The organism is Pseudomonas sp. GL_139_B (assembly GCF_057834475.1).
In genome coordinates this window covers 1,893,640-1,917,575 of sequence record NZ_CM174403.1, presented here as the reverse complement: position 1 = coordinate 1,917,575, position 23,936 = coordinate 1,893,640, and the positions used below count along the sequence as shown (strand labels likewise).

The following is a 23,936-nucleotide window of genomic DNA, read 5'->3' as shown; positions in this document are numbered from 1 at the left end:
GTGCTGTCACCGGCTTCCCCAAGGAACTCAGAAATGTTCACGTCCATTGCCTCGTTAAAAAGAAAACCGTTCGCCCGACTCGCGCTGGCCATCACCCTGGGCACCTTCGGTTTGCCAGGCTGGATGTCCACCGCACAGGCCCATGGCGGGGCCGCCGAAATGGTGCCTTTGCAGTCGACCCTTGAGGAATTCGGGGCCACGGTCAAATGGGACAACTACGCCAACCTGTTCGTGATTGCCAAGGACGGGGTCTACCTCAAGGTCAAACCGGACAGCAAAGTCGCCATGCTCAACGGCAAGCCCATGAAGCTGGCCGTCCCGGTGGTGTTCAAACACAACACCGCCTACATGCCGAAGGACTTCATCAATCAGGTGTTCCAGTCCGGCCTGGACAAGACCTTTGTCGTCGAAACCCGCCCTAACCCGCTCAATCCACTGACCGCGGACGAAATAAAGGCGGCTGTGGACATCGTCAAGCAGTCCGAACACTACAAACCCGGTTTTCGATTCACCGAAGTTTCGGTCAATGAGCCGCCCAAGGATCAGGTCTGGAACTTCGTTTTCACCGGTCAGAACGTCGCGCAGCCGCGCCAGGCCAACATCGTGGTGCTGGATGGCAAGTATGTGATCGAAGCCCTGGTTGACCTTGACGCCAAGGCGCTCAAGTCCTGGAAGCCTATCGAAGGTGCGCACGGCATGGTCCTGCTGGACGATTTCGCCACTGTGCAATCGTCCGTGGAAAACAGTCCGGAATATGCGCAGGCCCTGGCCAAGCGCGGCATCACCGATGTGAAGAAAGTCGTCGCGACCCCGCTGACCGTCGGTTATTTCGACGGCAAGGACGGGCTGGCGCAGGACAAACGGCTGCTGAAAATTGTCAGCTACCTCGATACCGGTGACGGCAACTACTGGGCGCACCCGATCGAGGGCCTGGTGGCGATTGTCGACCTTGAGCAAAAGAAGCTGATCAAGATCGAAGACGAGGCCTTGATTCCGGTGCCGATGAAACCGACGCCGTATGACGGCCGTGGCCGCAAGGGCGTGCAGGTCAAGCCGCTGGAAATCACTGAGCCAGAGGGGAAAAACTACACCATCACCGGCAACAGCATTCACTGGCAGAACTGGGACTTCCATGTTCGCCTCGATTCGCGGGTCGGCCCGATCCTGTCCACCGTCACGTATGACGACAAGGGCAAGAAGCGCAAAATCATGTACGAAGGCTCGCTGGGCGGCATGATCGTGCCTTATGGCGACCCCGACGTCGGCTGGTACTTCAAGGCCTACCTGGACTCAGGCGATTACGGCATGGGCACCCTGACCTCGCCGATTGCCCGTGGCAAAGACGCCCCGCAAAACGCCGTGCTGCTCGACGCCACGATTGCCGACTACACCGGCGCACCAACCGCGATTCCCCACGCCATGGCAGTGTTCGAACGCTACGCCGGCCCGGAATACAAACACCAGGAAATGGGCCAGCCTAACCTCAGCACCGAGCGGCGTGAGCTGGTGGTGCGCTGGATCAGCACCGTCGGCAACTACGACTACATCTTCGACTGGGTCTTCCAGCAAAACGGCACCATCGGCATCGATGCCGGTGCTACCGGTATCGAAGCGGTCAAGGGCGTAGAGTCCAAAACCATGCACGACACCACCGCCAAGGAAGACACGCGCTACGGCACCTTGCTGGACCACAACATCGTCGGCACCACGCACCAGCACCTCTACAACTTCCGCCTGGACATGGACGTGGACGGTGAAAGCAACTCGCTGGTTGAGGTAAACCCGGTTGTGGTCCCGAACGACCGTGGCGGCCCGCGCACCAGCACGATGCAGACCGAGCACAACGTGGTCAGCACCGAGCAGCAGGCTGCACAGAAATTCGACCCGTCGACCGTTCGCCTGATGAGCAACTTCAGCAAGGAGAACAAAGTCGGCAACCCGGTTTCCTATCAGCTGATCCCGTATGCCGGCGGCACGCACCCGGTGGCCAAGGGCGCCAACTTTGGCAAGGATGAATGGCTCTATCACCGCCTCAGCTTCATGGACAAGCAGCTGTGGGTGACGCGCTATAACCCGGAGGAAAAGTACCCGGAAGGCAAATACCCGAACCGTTCGGACAAAGACTCGGGGCTTGGGCAGTTCACCGCAGATAACCAGTCGATTGAAAACGCCGACGACGTGGTCTGGCTGACCACCGGCACCACGCACATCGCGCGGGCCGAGGAATGGCCGATCATGCCGACCGAATGGGTGCATGTGCTGTTGAAGCCGTGGAACTTCTTTGACGAGACACCGACATTGAACCTCAACGTCCCGCAGTAACTACACACACAAAACCTGTGGGAGCGAGCCTGCTCGCGAAGGCGGAGTGTCAGATAAATTAATGTTGTCTGATACTCCGCCATCGCGAGCAGGCTCACTCCTATGGGGGTTGGGTTTCTTCAAATAGATTTATCGTAAGTTTCTTGCGGCATTATTGGCTGACCACAATCTTCCCGATCATCTGCGGATGCAGCGCACAGAAATACTCAAACTCCCCCGGCGTGTTGAACACCCAGGAAAAACTGTCATTGGTGTCCAGCGCACCCGAGCGAAACACCTTGTGGGTTTCCGCCACCGTGTGCGGAATCTGATCGTCGTTCACCCACGTCACTTTGGTACCCACGGCCACGTTCAAATCCTTGGGCCCGAACATGAACTCCTTGATATCGATTTTCACCTCCTGAGCCCACACCGGCATCGACAGCATCAGGCAAGCCACGGCCAACAGTCGCTTTTTCATCCCGGCACCCTCCCCTAAACCAGCGTCGAATCGATCAGCGCCAGCGGATGATCACCCTGCGTCGCTCGCACATCGGTGATTCCCAAATAATTGCGCAGTTGATCAGCCGCCACCGTCATCGGCCCTGGTGCAGGTGCCGCACCGGGTGCGGGTTGGGGATAAGCGGTGCCACGGGCCGTGTGGAAGGTGATATTGCCTTCGACCTTCTGGATGACCTGATGGATATGCCCGTTCAACACTGTCACCGAACCGTACTTGCGCAGCATGGCAATCGCCTGATCACCATCCTCGGTGCCCCAGCCCCACGGCTGGTAAATCGTCCACAACGGAATATGGGTAAACACCACGATTGGCGTGCTGCTGGTCACGGCGCGCAGGTCATCGGCCAGCCATGCCAGTTGATCGGTGCCCAGGGTCGCTTCATGGCCGGCCTGGAAGTTGAAGACATTCACCAGCGCAATAAAATGTACGCCGTGGTCATCGAAGCTGTACCAGCCATTGCCTTGGGTGCCCTTGCCGTAACGCTCCAGGTAGAGTTTTCCGCCACCCTCGTCAAGGGTGTCGTGCTCGCCCGGGACGTAGTGCACGGGGGACGGCAGCCCCTTGAGCAGTTGCGCGGCCGTGTCAAATTCCTCAGGTTTGGACAGGTGGGTGATATCGCCGGTATGCAGGATCAGCGACGGCGGTTTTGGCAGCGCGATGACCTTATCGATCGCCACCTGCAACGTCTTCACCGGTTCCGGATTGGCCTCCTTGTTGAAGCCGATATGCGAGTCGCTGATCTGCACGAAGTGGAAGGTGCTGGCCAGTGCCTTGGGGTCCGAGACGTTGCCCGACGCATCCAGGGCAAAGGCCCGGGGAATACCGCCGCTCAGGGCCCAGATGACCCCCGCCCCGGCCCACGCCGAGCATTTCAACAGTGTTCGGCGGTCGGGGTTGAGCGGGCCGTCGGTACGAAGCGGGTGTCTTGATTGAATGTCCATCGGTTTTCCCTCGCAGGCGAACTACAGTGATGGTGCTGACACGAGGTACAACCCTGCGAGACGGGTGTTTATTCCGGGTCGGAAAAATAAATTTTTTCAGGGAATAAAAGCGAACGCAGCACAGTTATAGGGGTGGGACAGTGCGGGAACCACTATGAAGCGATTTGAGGAACTGTTTGCGCCCCACCTGGACGCGGCCTACAACCTCGCGCGCTGGCTCACGGGTAACGACAGCGCCGCACGCGATGTCGTTCAGGAAAGCGCCCTGCGCGCCTTCAGATTTTTACACCGCTTCGCCGACGGCAACGCCAAGGCCTGGTTTCTGACCATCGTGCGCAACGAAAGCTACACCTGGCTCAAGGCCTCGGCCGGGTACCATTGGGTTGCTATCGGCGACGAGCTGTCCGAAGAGGACGCCGCGCTGAGCCACAGCCAGACCCCCGAGCTGCTGGCCATTCACATGGAAAATGCGGCGCTCATCCAGCAAGCCCTGTGTGCTCTGCCGCCGGCGTTTCGTGAGGTGATTGTTCTGAAAGAACTCGAAGAACTGCCCTACAAGGACATCGCCCTGGTGGTCGATATTCCCATTGGCACCGTCATGTCGAGACTGGCCCGGGCGCGCGCCATGCTCAAACTCGAACTGCTGAAGTTGCACGATCATGAATGAACTCGACTGCACGGCTTGCCAGACGTTGATGCATGGCCATCTGGACAAAGAACTTGACCCTGCGACAGCTGCGACAGTCGCCGGGCATTTGGCTGGGTGCGCCGAGTGCTCGCGGTTACACGATCAGGCGAGGGTGCTGATGCTCAGTGTGAAGCGCCAGGCGCCGTATTACACGGCCCCGGCGTCGTTGACGGCCAGTGTGTTCGCCGCTGCTACCCCGCCCTCAAGCATTGTCGAGCGTTGGCGAAAATGGTTAGCCCCGGTCTTTTCATCGGCGGCGCTGGCCTTGGCGTTGGTGCTTTATGTGGCAACGCCTGCCAGCGAGCAGCCATTAATGGAAGAGGCGGTCTCCAGTCACGTCCGCTCGTTGATGGGCGAGCATTTGAATGATGTGGTGTCGTCCGACCGCCACACCGTTAAGCCTTGGTTCACCGGCAAACTCGACTTCTCGCCACCGGTCGTCGATTACTCGGCACAAGGGTTTGTGCTGTTGGGGGGGCGGTTGGATTACTTGCAACACCAGGCCACGGCGGCCCTGAGTTATGGGCGGGCCAAGCACATTATCAACGTATTTATCCTGCCCGCGCCGGAGGCGGACAAGCCGCAACAGAGCCAGACGATTCGTGGCTTTAACGTGGTGTCCTGGCAAGCGAATCACATGCGATTTGTGCTGGTTTCCGATCTGGAAAAAGGCGAGCTGGAGGCGTTCAGCCAGTTGCTCAAGCCGTAGAACACACAAAATCTTGTGGGAGCGAGCCTGCTCGCTCCCACAAGGGAAAGCGTTCATTCAGTCAGATCTCACGCATGCTGCTTGCGGTACTCGCCCGGCGCTATACCAAACCGCGATTTGAACGCGGTGGAAAAGTAGCTCGAATCGGAAAAACCCCAGGAGTAACCCAGCACCGACAATTTCTGCTCGGTACGCGATTGGCGCAGGGACTCGGCGCACAAGTCCAGCCGACGATTTTTGATGTATTTCGCCACCACCAAACCCTTCTTGGCAAAAATCCGGTACAGCCCCCGCACCGACATGCCGACTTCCCGTGCCAGCCATTCCGGGCACAAGTCTTCAGAGCGAATGTGCGCGTCAATGCATTCGAGCGTCTTGCGAAAGATACGCTCGTGCAAATCGTTGCTGTCTTCGGCTTGACTGATGGCCGGGCGCAGCAGGCTGACAATTGCTTCCAGCGTCGCTTCGCTTTCCGGCAGGCTCAGGGTGTTTTGCTGCGCAGCATCGAGAATCAGGCGGTGAGAGAGCATTGCCATCGGCGACGTCGCAGCGATGCGGTGACCGCACCGGACCTGGTTGAAACGCAAGGATTGCTCAATCAACGGCGAGGGCAGAATCAGCGACAACTGCCGTGAGTTTTCACTGTAGGTGAAGTCGCTGGGGCGCGAAGCGTCGATCAGGGTGATGTCACCGGCGCAGAGCAACACCTTGTTGTCGCCCTGGGCCATGCCCGCCGTGCCGTCGAGTTGGAACACCGCAAAATATTTGCCGTCCTCGCCCGCAGCGACTTCCGCTGGCGTGCGGTACAGTCGCGCCTGGCAGGCGTCGACAAAACTGAGTTTCAACGCACCGCTGCGGTGCTCCCGGATCCGCCCGGAAAACCCGGTGCCCAGGGTTTGCCCATTGAAGGCGCCACAAATCTGGTTGATCTGATGGATCCACTGATCAAATCCATCACCGCGCTGTGCATTTGCAAAAATCATGTTGGGCCTCATGCAGGCTTATTTTTATTATCTACACCAATTCCCAGGTTCTCCCTAACCACTCCACTCCCACAACAATGGCGAATTACTTCAACCCGCCAAACCGTCGATAGAAACTTTCACCCACGTCCGGCAGTGGACCGTCGGCGGTTTCCAGCGCACTGTTCAACCATTCCTCGGCTTTGGCGTAGATCAGCCGGTAAATGTTGCGACACAACTGGCGTGCTGCCCGACCTTCCCAGTCGCCGGGCAGCAATTCGTCCGGCAGTTGCGGGTCGCGCAGCAGCAATTTTCGGTATTCATGAATAAGCAGGACCCGTGCCAGGAAGCAGTCGCACGGTTGCAGGTTCTCCTGCTCGCGAAGCGCTTGCCAGAGCGGTCGGAACAGCTTGATGAATTCGCTGTAGTGAGTTGCCAGCTCTTCGATGTTCCAGCTTTCCTTCACCTGCAAACGCAGCGCCTTGGACGCCAGGACGTCCTGCGCCGTGGTTTCGAAGACGATGGTCTCTTCCTGGACGCCGAGGTCGAGCAGGGTCGCGTTGAGGTCGTTGCGATCGCTACGTGGACACGCCAGCACTGCCGGCGAAATCGCACCAAAACCTTGCCACTCCAGTTCTTCGCGCACTTGTTTGCGCTTGTCCTGTGTCAGCTGCGTGAGCATTACCAGGCACCAGGAACCGTCCCACGCAGGCACGGTGGAGCTGTAGACGCGCTTGAACGCCTTGTCGAAACGCCGGCGACCGGTACCGGTCAGGCTGTAATAGCTACGACGCCCGACTTTCTCTGCGGTCAGCCAGCCTTCCTTCGTCAGGCGGAAAATCGACGTGCGAATCAGCCGCTCGTTGATGCCGATGGGCTCGAGCAATTGAATCAGGCTGCCCAGCCAGACTGTCCCGCCGTGGGGTTCGATGGCATCGCCATACAGCGTGATGATCAGCGAACTGGCGCGGATCGGCGTCTGTTCCTGGAAGCGGGTAATCAGTTGGTTCAAGGGTGTCAGGGACGACATGAGCGTACCGGGCTGAAAAAAGAAAAGGAATATACCGAATGCACGCCGCCCTGTGGGAGTGAGCCTGCTCGCGATAGCGGTATGTCAGTCACCATTGATGTTGAATGTCAGACCGCTTTCGCGGGCAAGCCCGCTCCTACAGGAGATCAGTGTTCAATGGGCGCTGCCTTTGGGGCGAAAGCCGCTGTCGCTGATGCGAGGGCGATCCGCTTCCGGCTCGGTCAACGGCTCGCAGACTTGCATCTGTTCAAGGCAACGCTTGGCCAGTTGTTGATATTCGCGGGTGCCTGCTTGCTTCCACGACACTTCTTCATCGCTGAGGCCGCGCTTGACGCTGGCAGGTGCGCCCATCACCAGTGACTGTTCAGGGCATTCGAACCCTGCCTTGACGAAGGCCGTCGCCGACACGAATGAGCGCGGGCCAATGCGTGCGTTGTCCATCACCACGGCGTTCATGCCCACCAGCGCGTCCGCGCCGATTCGGCAACCGTGCAACACCGCGCCATGCCCGATGTGGCCATTGCGCTCGACCACTGTGTCACTGTCCGGAAAACCGTGCATCACGCAGGTGTCCTGCAGATTGGCGCCCTCCTCCAGCACGATCCGCCCGAAGTCCCCGCGCAAACTCGCCAGTGGCCCGACGTAGCAATGGGGGCCGACGATCACGTCGCCGATCAGCACCGCGGACGGATGAACATAAGCAGTGGGATCAACCACCGGGGTCAAGCCATCGAGGCTGTAACAAGTCATGGGACTGTCCTTTAAACGCATTCGTAAAGCGATGCCGATACAGGGCCATTTTGTATCACATCGCTTTTGCCAGCACAAAGACAAAAATCCGTATCACTTAGCTCCGATTATGACGGGAGGCCTCGCGACACCTGTAAATCCGCCACAAAACCCAATAAAACCAGCGACTACTCAGTCACCTGTCTCTTATAGACACCTCTCTATTCAGATCAGCCGCCTGTCAATAAGACACATTAAATACGCTTTACTATTGTATTTACGTATCACGTTGTAGGTATACTCAGGCAAAACCGGCCCACCGCGCCGATCCAATAATGAGCCGGCATTGCAGCCGAGCACACACTGTGAGGGCATCCGCCATGCCTCTAACCCTTGCTGTCGAAATCATCGAGCCTGGCGTTCGCCTGATTACCCTGCAACGCCCTCAGGCATTGAATGCCTTGACCACCGAACTGCTCGGTGAGCTAGCCGATGAACTGAACGCCGCGCAAGCCGATCCCGACACCCGCGTCGTGGTCCTGACCGGCAGCCGCAAGGCCTTTGCAGCTGGCGCCGACATAAAGGAAATGGCCGAGCGCAATCTGGTCGGCATCCTCGACGACCCGCGCCAGGCATCGTGGCAAACCATCACCCGCTTCAACAAGCCGCTGATCGCCGCCGTCAACGGCTTCGCCTTGGGCGGTGGCTGCGAACTGGCGATGCACGCCGACATCATCATTGCGGGTGAAGACGCTCGTTTCGGTCAGCCGGAAATCAATCTCGGGATCATGCCCGGCGCCGGTGGCACCCAACGCCTGCTGCGTGCTGTCGGCAAATCCATGGCCATGCAAATGGTCCTGACCGGCGAGTCGATCGACGCCCGCCAGGCGCAGCGCGCCGGCCTGGTCAGCGAAGTGACCCAGCCAGAATTCACCGTCGAACGCGCTTTGCAAATCGCCCGCAGCATTGCCGGCAAAGCACCGCTGGCCGTGCGCCTGGCCAAAGAAGCGCTGCTCAAGGCCATGGACACCGACCTCGCTAGCGGCCTGCGCTTCGAGCGCCATGCTTTCACCGTGCTGGCCGGCACTCGCGACCGCGATGAAGGTATTCAAGCCTTCCAGGAAAAACGCACGCCGACCTTCATTGGCCAGTAATCACCCCGCCCTTTTTTAAAAAAAGCGAACCCTCCCAGAGAGCGCCATGACCATGAACTTCGAACACATCCTGTTTTCCATCGAGGCCGGCGTCGCCCTGATCAGCCTCAATCGTCCGGACCAGCTCAATAGCTTCAACGCGCAGATGCACGGTGAAGTAAAGGAAGCCCTGAAACAGGTCCGGCAGAACCCGGACGTGCGTGTGTTGCTGCTGACCGGTGAAGGTCGCGGCTTCTGCGCCGGGCAAGACCTCAGCGACCGCAATGTGGCGCCGGGCAGCGCTGTGCCGGATCTGGGCGAGTCCATCGAGAAATTCTACAACCCGCTGATCCGCCAGTTGCGCGACCTGCCGCTGCCGGTGATCTGCGCGGTCAACGGCGTGGCCGCCGGCGCTGGCGCCAACATCCCGCTGGCTTGCGACCTGGTGCTGGCGGCGCGTTCGGCAAGTTTTATTCAAGCTTTCTGCAAAATCGGCCTGATCCCCGATTCCGGCGGCACCTGGACTTTACCGCGCCTGGTCGGTATGGCCCGCGCCAAGGCATTGGCCTTGCTCGGCAATCGCTTGAGCGCTGAACAAGCCGAGCAATGGGGCTTGATCTACCGCTGTGTGGAGGACGCCGAACTGCGCGATGAAGCGCTGAAACTCGCCCAACACCTGGCCACCCAACCGACCTACGGCCTGGCCCTGATCAAGCGCAGCCTGAACGCCAGTCTGAGCAACACCTTTGATGAGCAGCTGGAGCTGGAAAAAGACCTGCAGCGCCTGGCTGGGCGCAGCGAGGACTACCGTGAAGGCGTCGGCGCCTTCATGGAAAAACGCAGCCCAAGCTTCAAGGGGCGCTGAGTCATGACTGCACTGAACATCAATGCTCGCATCGCCGTGATCGGCGCCGGGGCCATGGGCGCCGGGATCGCGCAAGTCGCGGCGCAGGCCGGCCACAGCGTGCTGCTGCTGGACAATCGCCCCGGCGCGGCGGCGCAAGCCATTGAAGGCATTGCCCGACAACTGGGCAAACGCGTCGACAACGGCAAGCTCTCGGCCGAATCGCGCTCGTCCACCCTCGCCCGGTTGCTGGCGGTGGAAGCCATCGAAGCGCTGGCCGATTGCGAGCTGGTGATCGAAGCCATCGTCGAGAACCTTGAGGTCAAACGCGCCCTCTTCCGCCAACTGGAAGAGATCTGCGGTGAGCGCTGCATTCTGGCCAGTAACACCTCGTCGCTGTCGATCACCAGCATCGCCGCGCAACTGAATCACCCACAACGCTTGCTCGGCCTGCACTTCTTCAACCCGGCGCCGGTCATGGCGCTGGTGGAAATCGTCTCGGGCCTGGCCAGCGATCCAGCCTTGGCCGCCTGCCTGTACGACACCGCCAAGGCCTGGGGCAAAAAACCGGTACACACCCGTTCGACACCGGGCTTCATCGTCAACCGCGTGGCCCGACCGTTCTACGCCGAGAGCCTGCGCCTGCTTCAGGAAGGCGCTGCCGACTGCCCGACCCTGGATGCGCTGATGCGCGATGCCGGTGGCTTCGCGATGGGAGCTTTCGAACTGACTGACCTGATCGGCCATGACGTCAACTATGCAGTGACCTGTTCGGTGTTCGACGCCTACTACGGCGACACGCGCTTCTTGCCTTCATTGATCCAGAAAGACCTGGTGGACGCCGGGCGTCTGGGGCGCAAAAACGGTCATGGCTTTTATAGCTACGCCGAAGGTGCCGAGCGGCCGCAGCCGACCACCCTCAGCAGCGAACAGAGCGTTAAAACCTGCGTCGTCGAAGGTGATCTGGGCATTGCCAATGCGCTGATCACGCGCCTGTGTGAACACAATATCGAAGTCATTCAGCGCGACGGCCAAGGCCTGCTGCGAGTCGGTGACGCGGTCATGGCGCTGAGCGATGGGCGCATGGCCTGTCAGCGCGCCAAGGAAGACGGGCTGCGCAATCTGATCTTGCTCGACCTCGCATTCGATTACGGCAACGCCAGCCGCATCGCGATCAGCTACGCGGCCGACATCGAGCCATCCGCGCTCGATCACGGCGTCGCGTTGCTGCAACGGGCCGGGTTCACCGTCAGCGCACTCAGTGACAGCCCGGCCCTCGCCGTGTTGCGCACCGTCGCCATGCTCGCCAACGAAGCCGCCGACGCCGTGCTGCAAGGCGTGGCATCGGCCGCCGACATCGATCTGGCAATGCGCGCCGGGGTGAACTACCCGCAAGGCCCGCTGGCTTGGGCGGATGCCGTTGGCCTGCCGCACGTGCTCAAGGTGCTGGACAACCTGCAAGCCGGTTACGGCGAAGAACGCTATCGGCCATCACTGCTGTTGCGCCGCCGGGTCGCCGAAGGGAGGACGTTCCATGACTAACCATGAGGCGATGAACCTGGCCAGCGATTGCGCAAACGCCCTGTTCAGCCGCGACACCGCCAGCCAGGCGATGGGCATGCGCTTGCTCGGGGCAACACCCGGCTGCGCCCGCGTAGAAATGGGCGTGCGCGCCGACATGCTTCAGGGCCACGGCACCTGCCACGGCGGCTACCTGTTTGCGCTGGCCGACTCGGCGTTCGCCTTTGCCTGCAACAGCTACAACGACGCCACAGTGGCCATCGGTTGCAGCATCGACTACATCGCCCCGGCACGCCTGGGCGACACCTTGACTGCCGAGTGCACCGAGCAAAGCCGTTCCGGCCGCACCGGCAACTACGACGTACGTATCGAAAACCAACAGGGTCAGTTGATCGCCCTGTTCCATGGCAAATCCTACAAAGTGCGCGGCTCGGTGCTGGCGCAGGAGACCCCGAATGAATGACGCCTTGATCATCGACGCGGTGCGGACCCCGATCGGTCGCTACGCCGGAGCCTTGAGCAACGTACGTGCCGACGACCTCGGCGCGGTGCCCCTGCGTGAACTGCTGCGTCGCCACCCGCAGGTCGACTGGACTGCCGTGGATGACGTGATCTACGGCTGCGCCAACCAGGCCGGCGAAGACAACCGCAACGTCGCACGCATGTCGGCGCTGCTAGCCGGATTGCCGGTCAGCGTACCCGGCACCACCCTAAACCGCTTGTGCGGTTCCGGGCTGGATGCCATCGGCACCGCGGCACGAGCGATTCGTTGTGGCGAGGCCGGGCTGATGCTGGTCGGCGGCGTCGAATCGATGTCCCGCGCGCCGCTGGTGATGGGCAAGGCCGAACAGGCGTTTTCCCGTGACGCACAGATTTACGACACCACCATCGGCTGGCGCTTCGTCAATCCGCTGATGAAGAAAACCTTCGGCATCGACTCCATGCCGGAGACGGCTGAAAACGTCGCCGAGCAGTTCAACATCTCCCGCGCCGACCAGGACGCCTTCGCCCTGCGCAGCCAGCAACGCGCCGGCGCGGCCCAGGCCAGCGGCCGTTTGGCTAAAGAAATCGTCGCGGTGGAAATCCCTCAGCGCAAAGGCCCGGCCAAAGTCGTCGAGCATGATGAGCACCCTCGCGGTGACACCACGCTGGAACAATTGCAAAAACTCGGCACGCCGTTCCGCGAAGGCGGCAGCATCACCGCCGGCAATGCGTCCGGAGTCAACGACGGTGCCTGTGCGCTGCTGCTGGCCAGCCCCGAAGTCGCCAAACGCCACGGCCTGAAGGCGCGCGGCCGGGTGGTCGCCATGGCCACCGCGGGCGTCGAGCCGCGCATCATGGGCATCGGCCCGGTGCCGGCGACCCGCAAAGTGCTGGAACTGGCCAACCTGAGCCTGGCCGACATGGACGTGATCGAACTCAACGAAGCGTTTGCCGCGCAAGGTTTGGCGGTGCTGCGCGAGTTGGGCCTGGGCGATTCCGACCCGCGCGTCAACCCGAACGGCGGCGCGATTGCCCTCGGTCATCCGTTGGGCATGAGCGGCGCACGGCTGGTGACCACCGCCCTGCATGAACTGGAAGACCGTCAAGGCCGCTACGCCCTGTGCACCATGTGCATCGGCGTCGGCCAAGGCATTGCGCTGATCATCGAGCGCCTATCCGACTAAAGAATCGCGATTCCCAAGGAGCCGAGAGGTATCCTTGGGGCATGCACTCAAAGCCCTGCCACGGCGGGACTGGAACACAAAAATAATTCGAGTGAAGTTATGAACATGCCAATAGCCAAAGCCATGCTTGATCCTGTGCTGGACCCACTGGAAACCGCCAGCATCGACGAGTTGCGTCAACACCAACTGGATCGCCTGCGCTGGAGCCTGAACCACGCCTACAACAATGTGCCGCTGTACCGTCAGCGCTTCGATGCTCTGGGCGTACACCCGGATGACATCAAATCGCTGGAAGACCTGGCGAAATTCCCGTTCACCACAAAAAACGACCTGCGCGATAACTACCCCTACGGCATGTTCGCCGTGCCGATGAACGAAGTCGTGCGCCTGCACGCCTCCAGCGGCACCACCGGCAAACCAACCGTCGTCGGTTACACCCAGAACGACATCGACACCTGGGCCAACGTGGTTGCCCGTTCGATTCGCGCGGCCGGCGGTCGTCGTGGCGACAAGGTGCATATTTCCTATGGCTACGGCCTGTTCACCGGTGGCCTCGGCGCCCACTACGGTGCTGAACGCCTGGGCTGCACGGTGATTCCGATGTCCGGCGGCCAGACCGAGAAACAGGTGCAGCTGATCAAGGATTTCCAGCCGGACATCATCATGGTCACGCCGTCCTACATGCTCAACATCGCCGATGAAATCGAGCGCCAGGGCATCGACCCGCATAAACTGGCTCTGCGCCTGGGCATCTTCGGTGCCGAGCCGTGGACCGGTGAACTGCGCAGCGCCATCGAGAATCGCCTGGGCATTACCGCGCTGGATATCTATGGCCTGTCGGAAATCATGGGACCAGGCGTCGCCATGGAATGCGCCGAAACCAAGGACGGTCCGACGATCTGGGAAGACCACTTTTACCCGGAAATCATCGACCCGATCACCGGCGAAGTGCTGCCGGACGGCCAGATGGGTGAACTGGTGTTCACCTCGCTGAGCAAAGAAGCCTTGCCGATGATCCGCTACCGCACCCGCGACCTGACGCGCCTGCTGCCGGGAACCGCGCGACCGATGCGACGGATCGACAAAATCACCGGGCGCAGCGATGACATGCTGATCATTCGTGGGGTTAACGTGTTCCCGACGCAGATCGAGGAACAAGTCCTGAAAATAAAACAACTTTCAGAAGCTTATGAGATCCATCTGTATCGCAATGGCAACCTGGACAGTGTGGATGTGCATGTGGAGCTCAAGGCCGAACATCAGCATTTGAGCGATGAACAGCAGAAGGCTGTTTGTGGCGAGTTGAGTCGGCATATCAAGACGTATATCGGGATCAGTACGCGGATTGTTTTGCAGCCGATGCATTCGATCAAGCGTTCTGAGGGCAAGGCTTGTCACGTGATGGACAAGCGCCCGAAAGCATGACTGCTGCACCTTTATGGCCCCGCTTATGCGGGGTTTTTTTTGCCTGAACACACGCCCCCTGTAGGAGCTGGCTTGCCAGCGAAGACGGCCAGACAGCCATCCAGTCTCTTTGCGGATGTACCCGGCCCCCGTGTAGGAGCTGGCTTGCCAGCGAAAGCGGCCTGGCAGCCGACCATTTTCTATCGGGTGTACATATCCATCTCTGCGGTAACGGCTGCTGGCGGTTTCGCTCTTACAGCGAGTCCCTTTTCCAAACGCCGAAAAGGAACCAAAAGGCTTTGCCCCTCCATTCGGTGCCTCGCTTAGGCTCGGCATGCCCTCACTCCGGCATTGCTCCGGGGGCCCGCCGCCATCGGCCATCCATGGCCGGGGGCGGCTACCGCGGCATCCTTGCCGCGGTGCCCCCTCTGCAACGCCTGCGTTCGGCCTCTGGGAAAGGGGCAACAGATCAAGATCAAGATCAAAAGCCGAAGCAACGGCAACGGCAACGGCAAGATCAACAGCTTCGCGAGCAAGCCTGCTCCCACAGTTGGGCAGGGTAAATCCCTGAGAGATTGGTCGGCTGCCAGGCCGCCTTCGCTGGCAGGCCTGCCCCCACAAGGGATCGGCGTACGGCTTTGCTTCTCACCACTCATCAGGCCGAGCGTTAGCTCGCCTTCAGCTTTTGATTTTGACGCACCGCCCCCTCGAGAGGCCGAGCGCAGGTTCTGCGCAGTGGGCAACCCGGCATGGATGCCGGGTTAGCCGCCCCCGGCCATGGATGGCCGATGGCGGCGGGCCCACGGAGCAGGACCGGAGCGAGGGCATGCCGAGCCTGGGCGAGGCACCGAACGAAAGGGGCAGAAGCGCTTTGGTTACTTTCGCGCTTTTCGAAAGTGACCCGCTGTAAGAGCGGAACCATAAGTGGCCGTTACCGAAGAAACGGATATACACCCAAAACGACCACTCATCCCAAAGCGATACAAAAACACATACGACACCGTATTTTATGTTTGATATTAAATTCTGTATCGCTTATAAAGTTCTCCATGCCTTCAAACAGATTCAAGGCGGGAGACCCCCATGTACGCACAGCTCGTAGAAACCGGCGTAAAGCGCATCAAAGACCTGTCGGAGATGTCCGAACAGGAACGCGCATTCCAGGAAAAAATCGATTCAGAAATCAAGATCGAAGCCAAGAACTGGATGCCAGATGCCTATCGCCAGACCCTGATCCGGCAGATCTCCCAGCACGCCCACTCCGAAATCGTCGGCATGCTGCCCGAAGGCAACTGGGTCACCCGCGCGCCAACGCTCAAACGCAAACTGCAATTGATGGCCAAGATTCAGGACGAAGCCGGTCACGGCCTGTACCTCTACAGCGCCATGGAAACCCTGGGTGCCGACCGCGATGAAGAGATCGCCAAGCTGCACAGTGGCAAGGCCAAGTACTCGAGCATCTTCAATTACCCGACGCTGAACTGGGCCGACATGGGCGCAGTGGGCTGGCTGGTAGACGGTGCCGCCATCGTCAATCAGGTGGTGTTGCAGCGCACGTCGTACGGCCCCTATTCCCGGGCCATGGTGCGGATCTGCAAGGAAGAAAGTTTCCACCAGCGCCAGGGCTACGAAATCCTCCTGACCATGATGCGCCACGGTAATCAGGCGCAAAAAGACATGGTCCAGGACGCGATCAACCGCCTGTGGTGGCCGTCGCTGATGATGTTTGGCCCAAGCGACGAACACTCGCCGAACAGCGCACAGTCCATGGCCTGGAAAATCAAGCGCCAGAGCAACGACGAGCTGCGCCAGCGCTTCATCGACCAGACCATCCCTCAACTGGAGCTGCTGGGCTGTACCTGCCCTGACCCGGACCTGAAGTGGAACGCCGAAACCGGCCACTACGACTTCGGCGAGATCCAGTGGAGCGAATTCTACGAAGTGCTCAAGGGCAACGGCCCGTGCAACCAGGAACGCGTCGCCACCCGCCGCAAGGCGATTGAAGATGGCGCCTGGGTTCGCGAAGCCGCCGTCGCCCACGCCCGCAAAAAACAGAACAAGAACGCCGCCTGATCGGCCACCTGATGTGGAGTCATTGAAATGTCTGAATGGACCCTTTTTGAAGTCTTCGTGCGCAGCAAGCACGGCCTCAACCACAAGCATGTTGGCAGTGTGCACGCCGCCGACACCACCATGGCCATCGAAAACGCTCGCGAGTTGTACACCCGGCGCAGTGAAGGCGTAAGCCTGTGGGTTGTGCCTTCGGCGCTGATCACTGCTTCGTCGCCGGATGAAAAAGACCCGCTCTTCGATCCGTCGGACGACAAGGTCTACCGCCACGCCAGCTTCTACGAGCTGCCGGCCGAAGTCGGGCACATGTGAGGTCGACCATGAACAACCAGACTGATTTGATCGAATACCTGCTGCGCCTCGGCGACAGCGCCCTGATCCAGGGCCAGCGCCTGTGCCAATGGTGCGGCAAGGCCCCGGCGCTGGAAGAAGAACTGGCGTTGATGAACGTCGGCCTCGACCTGGTGGGTCAGGCGCGCAACTGGCTGGAATACGCCGCCGAACTGTTGAACGACGGCCGCAATGCTGATGACCTGGCCTTCCGCCGTGACGAACGCGCCTACCGCAACTTGTTGCTGGTAGAGCAACCGAACGGCGATTACGCGGTGACCATCCTCAAGCAGTTCCTCTATGACGCCTGGCACCTGCCAGTGCTCAGCGGCCTGAGCCAGTCCAGCGACGAACGCATCGCCGGGATTGCCGCCAAAGCTGTCAAGGAAGTCACCTATCACCTGCGCCGCTCCAGCGAGTGGGTAGAACGTCTGGGTGACGGCACCGAGGAAAGCCACAAGCGCATGCTCGCGGCCATTCCTGAGGTTTGGCGCTTCACCGTCGAACTGATCAGTGCTGATGAAAGCGAACAACGCCTGTGCGACGCCGGCATCACCCCGGACACCGCGCAAGTCGCCGCTGCCTGGCAAGCCAAGGTCAGCGAGATTTTCGCCAGCGCCACCCTGCCCGTACCGAACGCGCCCAGCTATTTTTACCTGAATGCACGCAAGGGCCTGCACACCGAACACCTCGGCATTCTGCTGGCCGAAATGCAGTTCCTGCCACGAGCGTACCCCGATGCGACCTGGTGAGCTGATCGCCAGCGATCTCGGCGCCCGGCCGGCACAACCGACCGACCTGGCCGCCGCGTGGGCGATCCTGGCGCAGGTCATGGACCCGGAAGTGCCGGTGGTCAGTGTGGTCGACCTCGGCATCGTGCGCGATCTCGACTGGCAGGCCGGGCACCTGCACGTGGTGGTCACGCCGACCTACTCCGGCTGCCCCGCCACCGAAGTGATCGAAAGTGATATCCGCGACGCGCTGGTGCTGGCCGGGTTCGAAGCCCCGCAACTGGAACGCAAATTGACCCCGGCGTGGACCACCGACTGGATCAGCGCCAGCGGTCGTGAACGCCTGCGCGCCTATGGCATCGCCCCGCCGGAGGGCAGCACCAGCAAGCGCAGCCTGCTCGGCGAAAGCCCGGTGATTGTCTGCCCGCAGTGCGGCAGCGCGCACACCGAAGTGCTCAGCGAATTCGGTTCCACCGCGTGCAAGGCGCTGTACCGCTGCGTCGATTGCCGGGAACCGTTCGACTATTTCAAGTGCATCTGAGCGGCAATCGGCCGTCCCAGCTGGAGAACAACAATGAGTAAATTTCACAGCCTGACCATCAAGGACGTGCGCACCGAGACCCGCGATGCGGTGTCTATCGCCTTCGAGATTCCGCAGCACCTGCAAGACAGTTTTCACTTCACCCAGGGCCAGCACCTGGTGATGCGCACGCAACTGGATGGCGAAGAAGTTCGCCGTTCCTATTCGATTTGCACCGGGGTCAACGACGGTGAACTGCGCGTCGCTATCAAGCGTGTGGCTGGCGGGCGATTTTCGGCGTTTGCCAACGAGCAATTGAAAGCCGGACAGAGCCTGGAGGTCATGCCGCCCGCCGGGCATTTCTGTGTCCAACTCGATCCGGCTCGCCATGGCAGCTACTTGGCAGTCGCGGCCGGCAGCGGTATCACGCCGATCCTGTCGATCATCAAGACCACCCTTGAAACCGAACCGCACAGCCGCGTCACCCTGCTGTACGGCAACCGCTCCAGTTCCGGTGCGTTGTTCCGCGAACAGCTGGAAGACCTGAAAAACCGCTACTTGCAGCGCTTGAATTTGATCTTCGTGTTCAGCCGCGAGCAGCAGGACGTTGACCTGTACAACGGCCGGATCAACGCCGAAAAATGCGAGCAACTGTTCAGCCGCTGGCTCGACGTCAAAGCCCTCGATGCGGCGTTCATTTGCGGCCCGCAGGAAATGACCGAAACCGTGCGCGACAGCCTCAAGGCCAAGGGCATGGCGCCGGAACGCATCCATTTTGAACTGTTTGCTGTCGCCGGTAGCCAGCAAAAACGCGAAGCCCGCGAGGCGGCCCGGCAAGTGGATGCTGCGGTCAGCCAGATCACCGTGATCAGCGACGGCCGCGCCCTGGCGTTCGACCTGCCGCGCAACAGCCAGAGCATCCTCGACGCCGGCAACGCCCAAGGCGCCGAACTGCCCTACTCGTGCAAGGCCGGCGTTTGCTCGACGTGCAAGTGCAAGGTCATCGAAGGCGAAGTGGAAATGGACAGCAACCACGCCCTGGAAGACTACGAAGTGGCCGCCGGCTATGTGCTGTCGTGCCAGGCGTTCCCGATCAGCGACAAAGTGGTGCTGGATTTCGATCAGCTCTGAACCCCATTTACAAGAACACCGCAAAACCCTGTGGGAGCGAGCCTGCTCGCGATGAGGGCAGTCCAATCAACATTAATGTTGACTGGCCCACCGCTATCGCGAGCAGGCTCGCTCCCACAGTGGTCCTGCGGCGTTTTCAAAACTTTTGAGAGTCAATGCCATGTCCCACGCCCCTACCCTGCAAAGCTTCATCGCCGGTCGCTGGATCGGCCAACAAGGTGCCCAGGTGCTGCGCAGCGCCATCGACGGCCATGAGATTGCGCGCACCCACGAAGAGCGTCCGGACTTCGCCGAAGCCGTCGAACACGGTCGCCGTCAAGGCATCAGTGGCTTGATGGCGCTGGACTTCCAGCAACGCGCCCAACGTCTCAAGGCGCTGGCCTTGTACCTGAGCGAACGCAAAGAACAGCTCTACGCGATCTCCCACCACAGCGGCGCGACCCGTGCTGACAGCTGGATCGACATCGAAGGCGGCAACAGCACCCTGTTCACCTACGCCAGCCTCGGTTCGCGGGAATTGCCATCGGGCAACATCGTCCACGAAGGCCCGGCGATGCAGCTGAGCAAACTCGGCACCTTCGCCGGCACCCATATTCTGGTGCCGCGCGGCGGCCTGGCCGTGCACATCAACGCCTTCAACTTCCCGATCTGGGGCATGTTGGAAAAGTTTGCACCGAGCTTCCTCGCCGGCATGCCATGCATCGTCAAACCCGCCAGCGCCACCAGCTACCTGACCGAAGCCGTGGTGCGCCTGATGGACGAATCCGGCTTGCTGCCAGCGGGCAGCTTGCAGTTGATCATCGGCAGCACCGGTGATTTGCTCGACCGTCTGCAAGGCCAGGACGTGGTGACCTTCACCGGTTCTGCCGACACCGCCGCCAAACTGCGGGTCAATCCGAACCTGATCCGCAACTCGGTGCCTTTCAACGCCGAAGCCGACTCGCTGAACTGCGCGATCCTCGCCCCGGACGTCACCCCGGACGATGAAGAGTTCGAGCTGTTCATCAAGGAAGTCGCACGCGAGATGACCACCAAGGCCGGGCAGAAATGCACCGCCATCCGCCGCGCCATCGTGCCGGCCAAACACATCGACGCGGTCGCTACACGCCTGCGTGATCGCCTGAAGAAAGTCGTGGTCGGCGACCCGTCGGTGGAAGGCGTGCGCATGGGTGCCTTGGCTTCCCACGACCAGCAAAAAGACGTCGCCGAACGCCTGGAAAGCCTGTTGCAGAGCAGCGACCTGCTGTTCGGCGCCCGTGACGGTTTCGAACCGCGCGGCGAGAACGTCAGCCAGGGCGCGTTCTTCGCCCCGACCCTGCTGCAAGCCCGCGACCCGCATGCCGAAGGTGGCGCCCACGACATCGAAGCGTTCGGCCCGGTCAGCACCCTGATGGCCTACGACGATCTGGACGAAGCACTGGCTCTGGCAGCGCGCGGCAAAGGCAGCCTGGTGGCGAGTCTGATCACCAAGGATCCACAGATCGCCGCTAAAGCAATCCCGGTGGCTGCGGCGTGGCACGGTCGTTTGCTGGTGCTGGATCGCGAGTCCGCCGCCGAATCCACCGGTCACGGTTCGCCATTGCCGCAACTCAAGCATGGCGGCCCGGGTCGTGCCGGTGGTGGTGAAGAACTCGGCGGTCTGCGCGCGGTGAAACATTACCTGCAACGCGCAGCCGTACAAGGTTCGCCAACCATGTTGGCGGCCGTTACCGGTGAATACGTGCGCGGCGCCAAGGTCATCGAAACCGAAGTGCATCCGTTCCGCCGCTTCTTCCAGGATTTGCAGATTGGCGAGTCGTTGCTCACGCACCGTCGCACCGTGACCGAGGCTGATCTGGTGAACTTCGGTTGCCTGTCCGGCGACCACTTCTACATGCACTTCGACGACATCGCCGCCAAGGAATCGCAGTTCGGCAAGCGTATTGCCCACGGTTACTTCGTGCTGTCGGCCGCGGCCGGGTTGTTTGTCTCCCCGGCGCCGGGGCCGGTGTTGGCCAACTATGGCCTGGATACGTTGCGCTTTATCAATCCGGTGGGAATTGGCGACACGATTCAGGCGCGGTTGACCTGCAAGCGCAAGATCGATCAGGGCAAGAAGAGCCCGCAAGGCATCCCGCAAGGGGTGGTGGCGTGGGATGTGGAAGTCACGAACCAACTGGGTGAGTTGGTCGCCAGTTACGACATTTTGACCCTGGTCGTTAAACGCGAGGACTGACCACAAATATTGTGGTCAACCCACCACCACTGTGGGAGCGAGCCTGCTCGCGAAGAGGGAGTGTCAGTCGACTTAAATGTTGCCTGACACACCGCTATCGCGAGCAGGCTCGCTACCACAGGGTGTTGGGGGTGGTTGTAGATTTTGGTCAGTGCTGGCGCAACCACTCGATAAACAGCGCAAACAGTTCCGACTGCGACCCGACTTCCAGCTTCAAATACAAATTCTTGCGGTGCATGCGCACCGTCTCCGGCGAGATGCTCATCTGGCTGGCCGTGAACTTCACGGAATGCCCCCTGAGCACCATGTGCGCCACTTCCCGCTCACGTTCGGTCAGCACGTCACAGCCAAATTTTTCGAAAGCCGACTGCACGCGCTGCTTCAGGTCGTCACTTCCAATGACTGCGCTGTGCGCCAGCCCACGACGGCCGAACTCGCTGATGAACTCCCGAACCAAGGGCTCCACCGCCCGTAACAGGTTCAACTGTTCCGCCCGCAAGCACTCCCCGCCAAATCCCTGAAACAGGCTCACCGACACCTGGCTGTCATGCCCCGTATCGATCAGGTAAAAACTGTCCTCCGAACACCCGGTCTTCAAGTAGTAAGTCTTGTAGTACTCGCTGTCGAAGAAGTTGTCCGGGGCGATTTCCTCCAGGTGATAAAACCCTTCGGCCAGCCCCTGCTCCACCGCCAGGCAAAACGGGTCGAGCAAGTAACCACCGGAAAAATAGCGGTCGATGATCGAGTCCCGATACTCCTCCGGTATACCGCGCTGGTACAGCAACTGCGGCGCACGGTCCTTGTGTTCGAGGCTGATCATCACTGATTCGATGGACACCAGATGCCCGAACGCCGACGCCAGGTAGTGCAGCGCATCAGGCGCGTCGACATGGGCGAATGCCTCGCGCATGTCGCCGTGCCATTTGTGCAAGGCCCCGAAGGGCAATGCGATCAGCGTATCGTCGTTGGGTTTGCTCATGCCCCGCAGTCTAGCGGGAGAACCGACGCCGGGTAACCGCCGATTGACCGAACTCATTGCCCGACGTACTGGCCGCTTTTCTCAAGCTCGGCCGCCACTTCAAGAATGCACACCCGCAGGATCTCGACGATTTCATCGACCTGGGCGCAGGTCAGGATCAGCGGCGGCGACATCACGTTGAGGTGCATGATCGGCCGTACCAGCAACCCTCGGGCCTGGGCCCGGGAGTGAATCATCTCGCCAATGTTGACCTCATCGCCGAACAACGCCTTGGTGCGTTTGTCGGCCACGAACTCCACGCAGGCCATGAACTTCTGGCAGCGCACATCGCCCACCAGTGGCAAGTCGCTGAGGGTTGCCAGCCGTTCTTCGAGATAGGCGCCGACCACCTCGACATGCTCCAGCAGGTTTTCCCGTTCGATGATCTCGATGTTCTTCAGCGCCGCCGTGCAGCACACCGGATGGCCGCTGTAAGTGAAACCGTGGGTAAAGCAGCGGCCCTTGCCGGGCTCGGCGATGACTTTCCAGATACGGTCGGAAAAGATGCACGCGCCCAGCGGTAGATACGCCGAGGTCAGGCCTTTGGCCGTGGTGATGATGTCCGGCTGCACGTCGAACAGATCATAAGAGGCGAAGAATTTGCCCAGACGCCCGAACGAGGTCACCACTTCATCGGCGACAAACAGAATGTCGTAACGCTGGCAGACTTCCCACATGCGCTTCAAGTAGCCCTTGGGCGGAATGATCACCCCGCCCGAGCCCATGATTGGCTCGGCAAAGAAGCCCGCGACCTTGTCCGCACCGATGGCCAGGATCTTGTCTTCGAACTCCTTGATCAGGAACTCGAGAAACTGCGCCTCGTCCATGCCGTCCGGTGCGCGGTACGGGTTCGGGTTGGAGACGTGGTGAATCTTGTCGTTGGCGTAATCGAATTCCGGCACACGGTCGGCGGCTTTGTTGCCAATCGACATCGTCAGCGTGGTGGAGCCGTGGTACGCGTTAAACCTTGCGATGACGTGCTTCTTCTCCGGTTTGCCACGGCAGTTCTGGTAGTACTGAATCAGCCGGTACGCGGTGTCCACGGCGGTGGAGCCGCCAGTGGTCAGGAACACATGATCGAGGTCGCCCGGCGCCAGGCTGGCGAGCTTTTCGCACAATTGAATGGCGACGTTGTTGGACATGTCGGAAAACGGATTCGAATACGCCAGTTGCCGCACCTGATCGGCAATCGCCAGGGCCATTTCTTCGCGACCCAAGCCGATGTTGGTGCACCACATGCCGCCCACCGCATCGAGAAAACGGTTGCCGTGAGCGTCGTAAATATAAGCGCCCTCACCGGCCACAATGTTGAGTGCGCCTTGTTCGGCGTGTTCGTCAAACACGTGGTAGCCGTGCATGTAGTGGGCTTTATCAGCCTTGATCAACTGGGCGTCATCAACGGCCGGCAGTGATTTCAACGTTGGAGTAGCCATACAAAAACCTCAAACCGAAGGGGTAAACGAAATGAA

At 60.5% G+C, this 23,936-nt stretch carries 22 protein-coding genes; 15 read left to right on the top strand and 7 right to left on the bottom strand.

The genetic code is table 11. The annotated features are described in order from the left end of the window. Positions 1-33: 33 nt before the first annotated feature. Positions 34-2,322, top strand: a complete 2,289-nt coding sequence (gene tynA, locus AC3ISI_RS08785) for a primary-amine oxidase (RefSeq protein ID WP_489336461.1) — start codon at positions 34-36, stop codon at positions 2,320-2,322. Positions 2,323-2,473: 151 nt separating this feature from the next. Here tynA and AC3ISI_RS08780 read toward each other — a convergent pair whose 3' ends face one another. Continuing rightward, a complete protein-coding gene (locus tag AC3ISI_RS08780; RefSeq protein WP_489336460.1) occupies positions 2,474-2,782 on the bottom strand; it encodes a cupredoxin domain-containing protein in 309 nt (102 codons plus the stop codon). 14 nt (positions 2,783-2,796) lie between these two features. Continuing rightward, entirely contained in the window at positions 2,797-3,765 is a 969-nt protein-coding gene (locus AC3ISI_RS08775; RefSeq protein ID WP_489336458.1) for a metallophosphoesterase family protein, read from the bottom strand. Between the two features lie 154 nt (positions 3,766-3,919). Here AC3ISI_RS08775 and AC3ISI_RS08770 point away from each other — a divergent pair, with 154 nt between their 5' ends. Next, complete coding sequence (locus AC3ISI_RS08770) at positions 3,920-4,432, top strand: sigma-70 family RNA polymerase sigma factor (RefSeq protein ID WP_489336457.1); 513 nt, start codon at positions 3,920-3,922, stop codon at positions 4,430-4,432. Then, positions 4,425-5,162, top strand: a complete 738-nt coding sequence (locus tag AC3ISI_RS08765) for an anti-sigma factor family protein (protein ID WP_489336455.1) — start codon at positions 4,425-4,427, stop codon at positions 5,160-5,162. Before AC3ISI_RS08770 ends, AC3ISI_RS08765 begins: the two co-directional genes overlap by 8 nt. 68 nt (positions 5,163-5,230) lie before the next feature. On the opposite strand, the gene feaR is transcribed toward AC3ISI_RS08765, so the two are convergent. The 3 genes from feaR to paaY all read right to left on the bottom strand — a co-directional run bounded on the left by feaR (position 5,231) and on the right by paaY (position 7,904). Then, on the bottom strand, positions 5,231-6,145 hold the full coding sequence (gene feaR / locus AC3ISI_RS08760) for a transcriptional regulator FeaR (protein ID WP_489336454.1): 915 nt from the start codon (positions 6,143-6,145) through the stop codon (positions 5,231-5,233). Between the two features lie 85 nt (positions 6,146-6,230). Next, positions 6,231-7,154: a phenylacetic acid degradation operon negative regulatory protein PaaX gene (gene paaX, locus AC3ISI_RS08755; RefSeq protein ID WP_489336453.1), complete on the bottom strand. Its 924-nt coding sequence runs from the start codon at positions 7,152-7,154 to the stop codon at positions 6,231-6,233. A 153-nt stretch (positions 7,155-7,307) separates the two neighbouring features. Then, complete coding sequence (gene paaY / locus AC3ISI_RS08750) at positions 7,308-7,904, bottom strand: phenylacetic acid degradation protein PaaY (RefSeq protein WP_489336452.1); 597 nt, start codon at positions 7,902-7,904, stop codon at positions 7,308-7,310. 359 nt (positions 7,905-8,263) lie between these two features. Here paaY and paaF point away from each other — a divergent pair, with 359 nt between their 5' ends. From paaF to paaZ, 12 genes are all read left to right on the top strand, one after another. Beyond that, positions 8,264-9,037, top strand: coding sequence for a 2,3-dehydroadipyl-CoA hydratase PaaF (gene paaF, locus AC3ISI_RS08745; RefSeq protein WP_489336450.1), 774 nt, complete (start codon positions 8,264-8,266; stop codon positions 9,035-9,037). A 52-nt stretch (positions 9,038-9,089) separates the two neighbouring features. Then, positions 9,090-9,881, top strand: coding sequence for a 2-(1,2-epoxy-1,2-dihydrophenyl)acetyl-CoA isomerase PaaG (paaG, locus tag AC3ISI_RS08740; RefSeq protein WP_489337672.1), 792 nt, complete (start codon positions 9,090-9,092; stop codon positions 9,879-9,881). Between the two features lie 3 nt (positions 9,882-9,884). Further along, positions 9,885-11,402 carry a 3-hydroxyacyl-CoA dehydrogenase PaaH gene (gene paaH, locus AC3ISI_RS08735; protein ID WP_489336449.1) on the top strand — a complete coding sequence of 506 codons (1,518 nt, stop codon included), beginning with the start codon at positions 9,885-9,887 and terminating at the stop codon, positions 11,400-11,402. Then, positions 11,395-11,844, top strand: a complete 450-nt coding sequence (gene paaI / locus AC3ISI_RS08730; RefSeq protein ID WP_489336447.1) for a hydroxyphenylacetyl-CoA thioesterase PaaI — start codon at positions 11,395-11,397, stop codon at positions 11,842-11,844. The genes paaH and paaI overlap by 8 nt, the downstream gene beginning before the upstream one ends. After that, the gene (gene pcaF, locus AC3ISI_RS08725) at positions 11,837-13,048 is read left to right on the top strand and encodes a 3-oxoadipyl-CoA thiolase (protein WP_489336446.1); all 1,212 of its coding nucleotides are present in this window, start codon (positions 11,837-11,839) and stop codon (positions 13,046-13,048) included. Before paaI ends, pcaF begins: the two co-directional genes overlap by 8 nt. Before the next feature lie 99 nt (positions 13,049-13,147). Further along, positions 13,148-14,473 (top strand): phenylacetate--CoA ligase PaaK, encoded by a 1,326-nt coding sequence (paaK, locus tag AC3ISI_RS08720; RefSeq protein WP_489336445.1) that lies wholly within the window; start codon positions 13,148-13,150, stop codon positions 14,471-14,473. A gap of 1,062 nt (positions 14,474-15,535) precedes the next feature. After that, positions 15,536-16,525: a 1,2-phenylacetyl-CoA epoxidase subunit PaaA gene (gene paaA, locus AC3ISI_RS08715; RefSeq protein ID WP_489336444.1), complete on the top strand. Its 990-nt coding sequence runs from the start codon at positions 15,536-15,538 to the stop codon at positions 16,523-16,525. A gap of 27 nt (positions 16,526-16,552) precedes the next feature. After that, positions 16,553-16,834: a 1,2-phenylacetyl-CoA epoxidase subunit PaaB gene (gene paaB / locus AC3ISI_RS08710; protein WP_007943393.1), complete on the top strand. Its 282-nt coding sequence runs from the start codon at positions 16,553-16,555 to the stop codon at positions 16,832-16,834. Between the two features lie 8 nt (positions 16,835-16,842). Beyond that, positions 16,843-17,604, top strand: a complete 762-nt coding sequence (gene paaC / locus AC3ISI_RS08705) for a 1,2-phenylacetyl-CoA epoxidase subunit PaaC (protein WP_489336442.1) — start codon at positions 16,843-16,845, stop codon at positions 17,602-17,604. Then, positions 17,591-18,124 (top strand): 1,2-phenylacetyl-CoA epoxidase subunit PaaD, encoded by a 534-nt coding sequence (gene paaD, locus AC3ISI_RS08700; protein ID WP_489336441.1) that lies wholly within the window; start codon positions 17,591-17,593, stop codon positions 18,122-18,124. Before paaC ends, paaD begins: the two co-directional genes overlap by 14 nt. A 33-nt stretch (positions 18,125-18,157) precedes the next feature. After that, the gene (gene paaE / locus AC3ISI_RS08695) at positions 18,158-19,234 is read left to right on the top strand and encodes a 1,2-phenylacetyl-CoA epoxidase subunit PaaE (RefSeq protein WP_489336439.1); all 1,077 of its coding nucleotides are present in this window, start codon (positions 18,158-18,160) and stop codon (positions 19,232-19,234) included. A gap of 160 nt (positions 19,235-19,394) precedes the next feature. After that, positions 19,395-21,449 carry a phenylacetic acid degradation bifunctional protein PaaZ gene (paaZ, locus tag AC3ISI_RS08690; RefSeq protein ID WP_489336437.1) on the top strand — a complete coding sequence of 685 codons (2,055 nt, stop codon included), beginning with the start codon at positions 19,395-19,397 and terminating at the stop codon, positions 21,447-21,449. A 148-nt stretch (positions 21,450-21,597) separates the two neighbouring features. Here the strand turns inward: paaZ and AC3ISI_RS08685 are convergent, their stop codons facing one another. Both AC3ISI_RS08685 and AC3ISI_RS08680 read right to left on the bottom strand, forming a co-directional pair. Continuing rightward, complete coding sequence (locus AC3ISI_RS08685) at positions 21,598-22,485, bottom strand: helix-turn-helix transcriptional regulator (protein WP_489336435.1); 888 nt, start codon at positions 22,483-22,485, stop codon at positions 21,598-21,600. After that, entirely contained in the window at positions 22,482-23,900 is a 1,419-nt protein-coding gene (locus tag AC3ISI_RS08680) for an aminotransferase (RefSeq protein WP_489336433.1), read from the bottom strand. Before AC3ISI_RS08680 ends, AC3ISI_RS08685 begins: the two co-directional genes overlap by 4 nt. Positions 23,901-23,936: the final 36 nt, after the last annotated feature.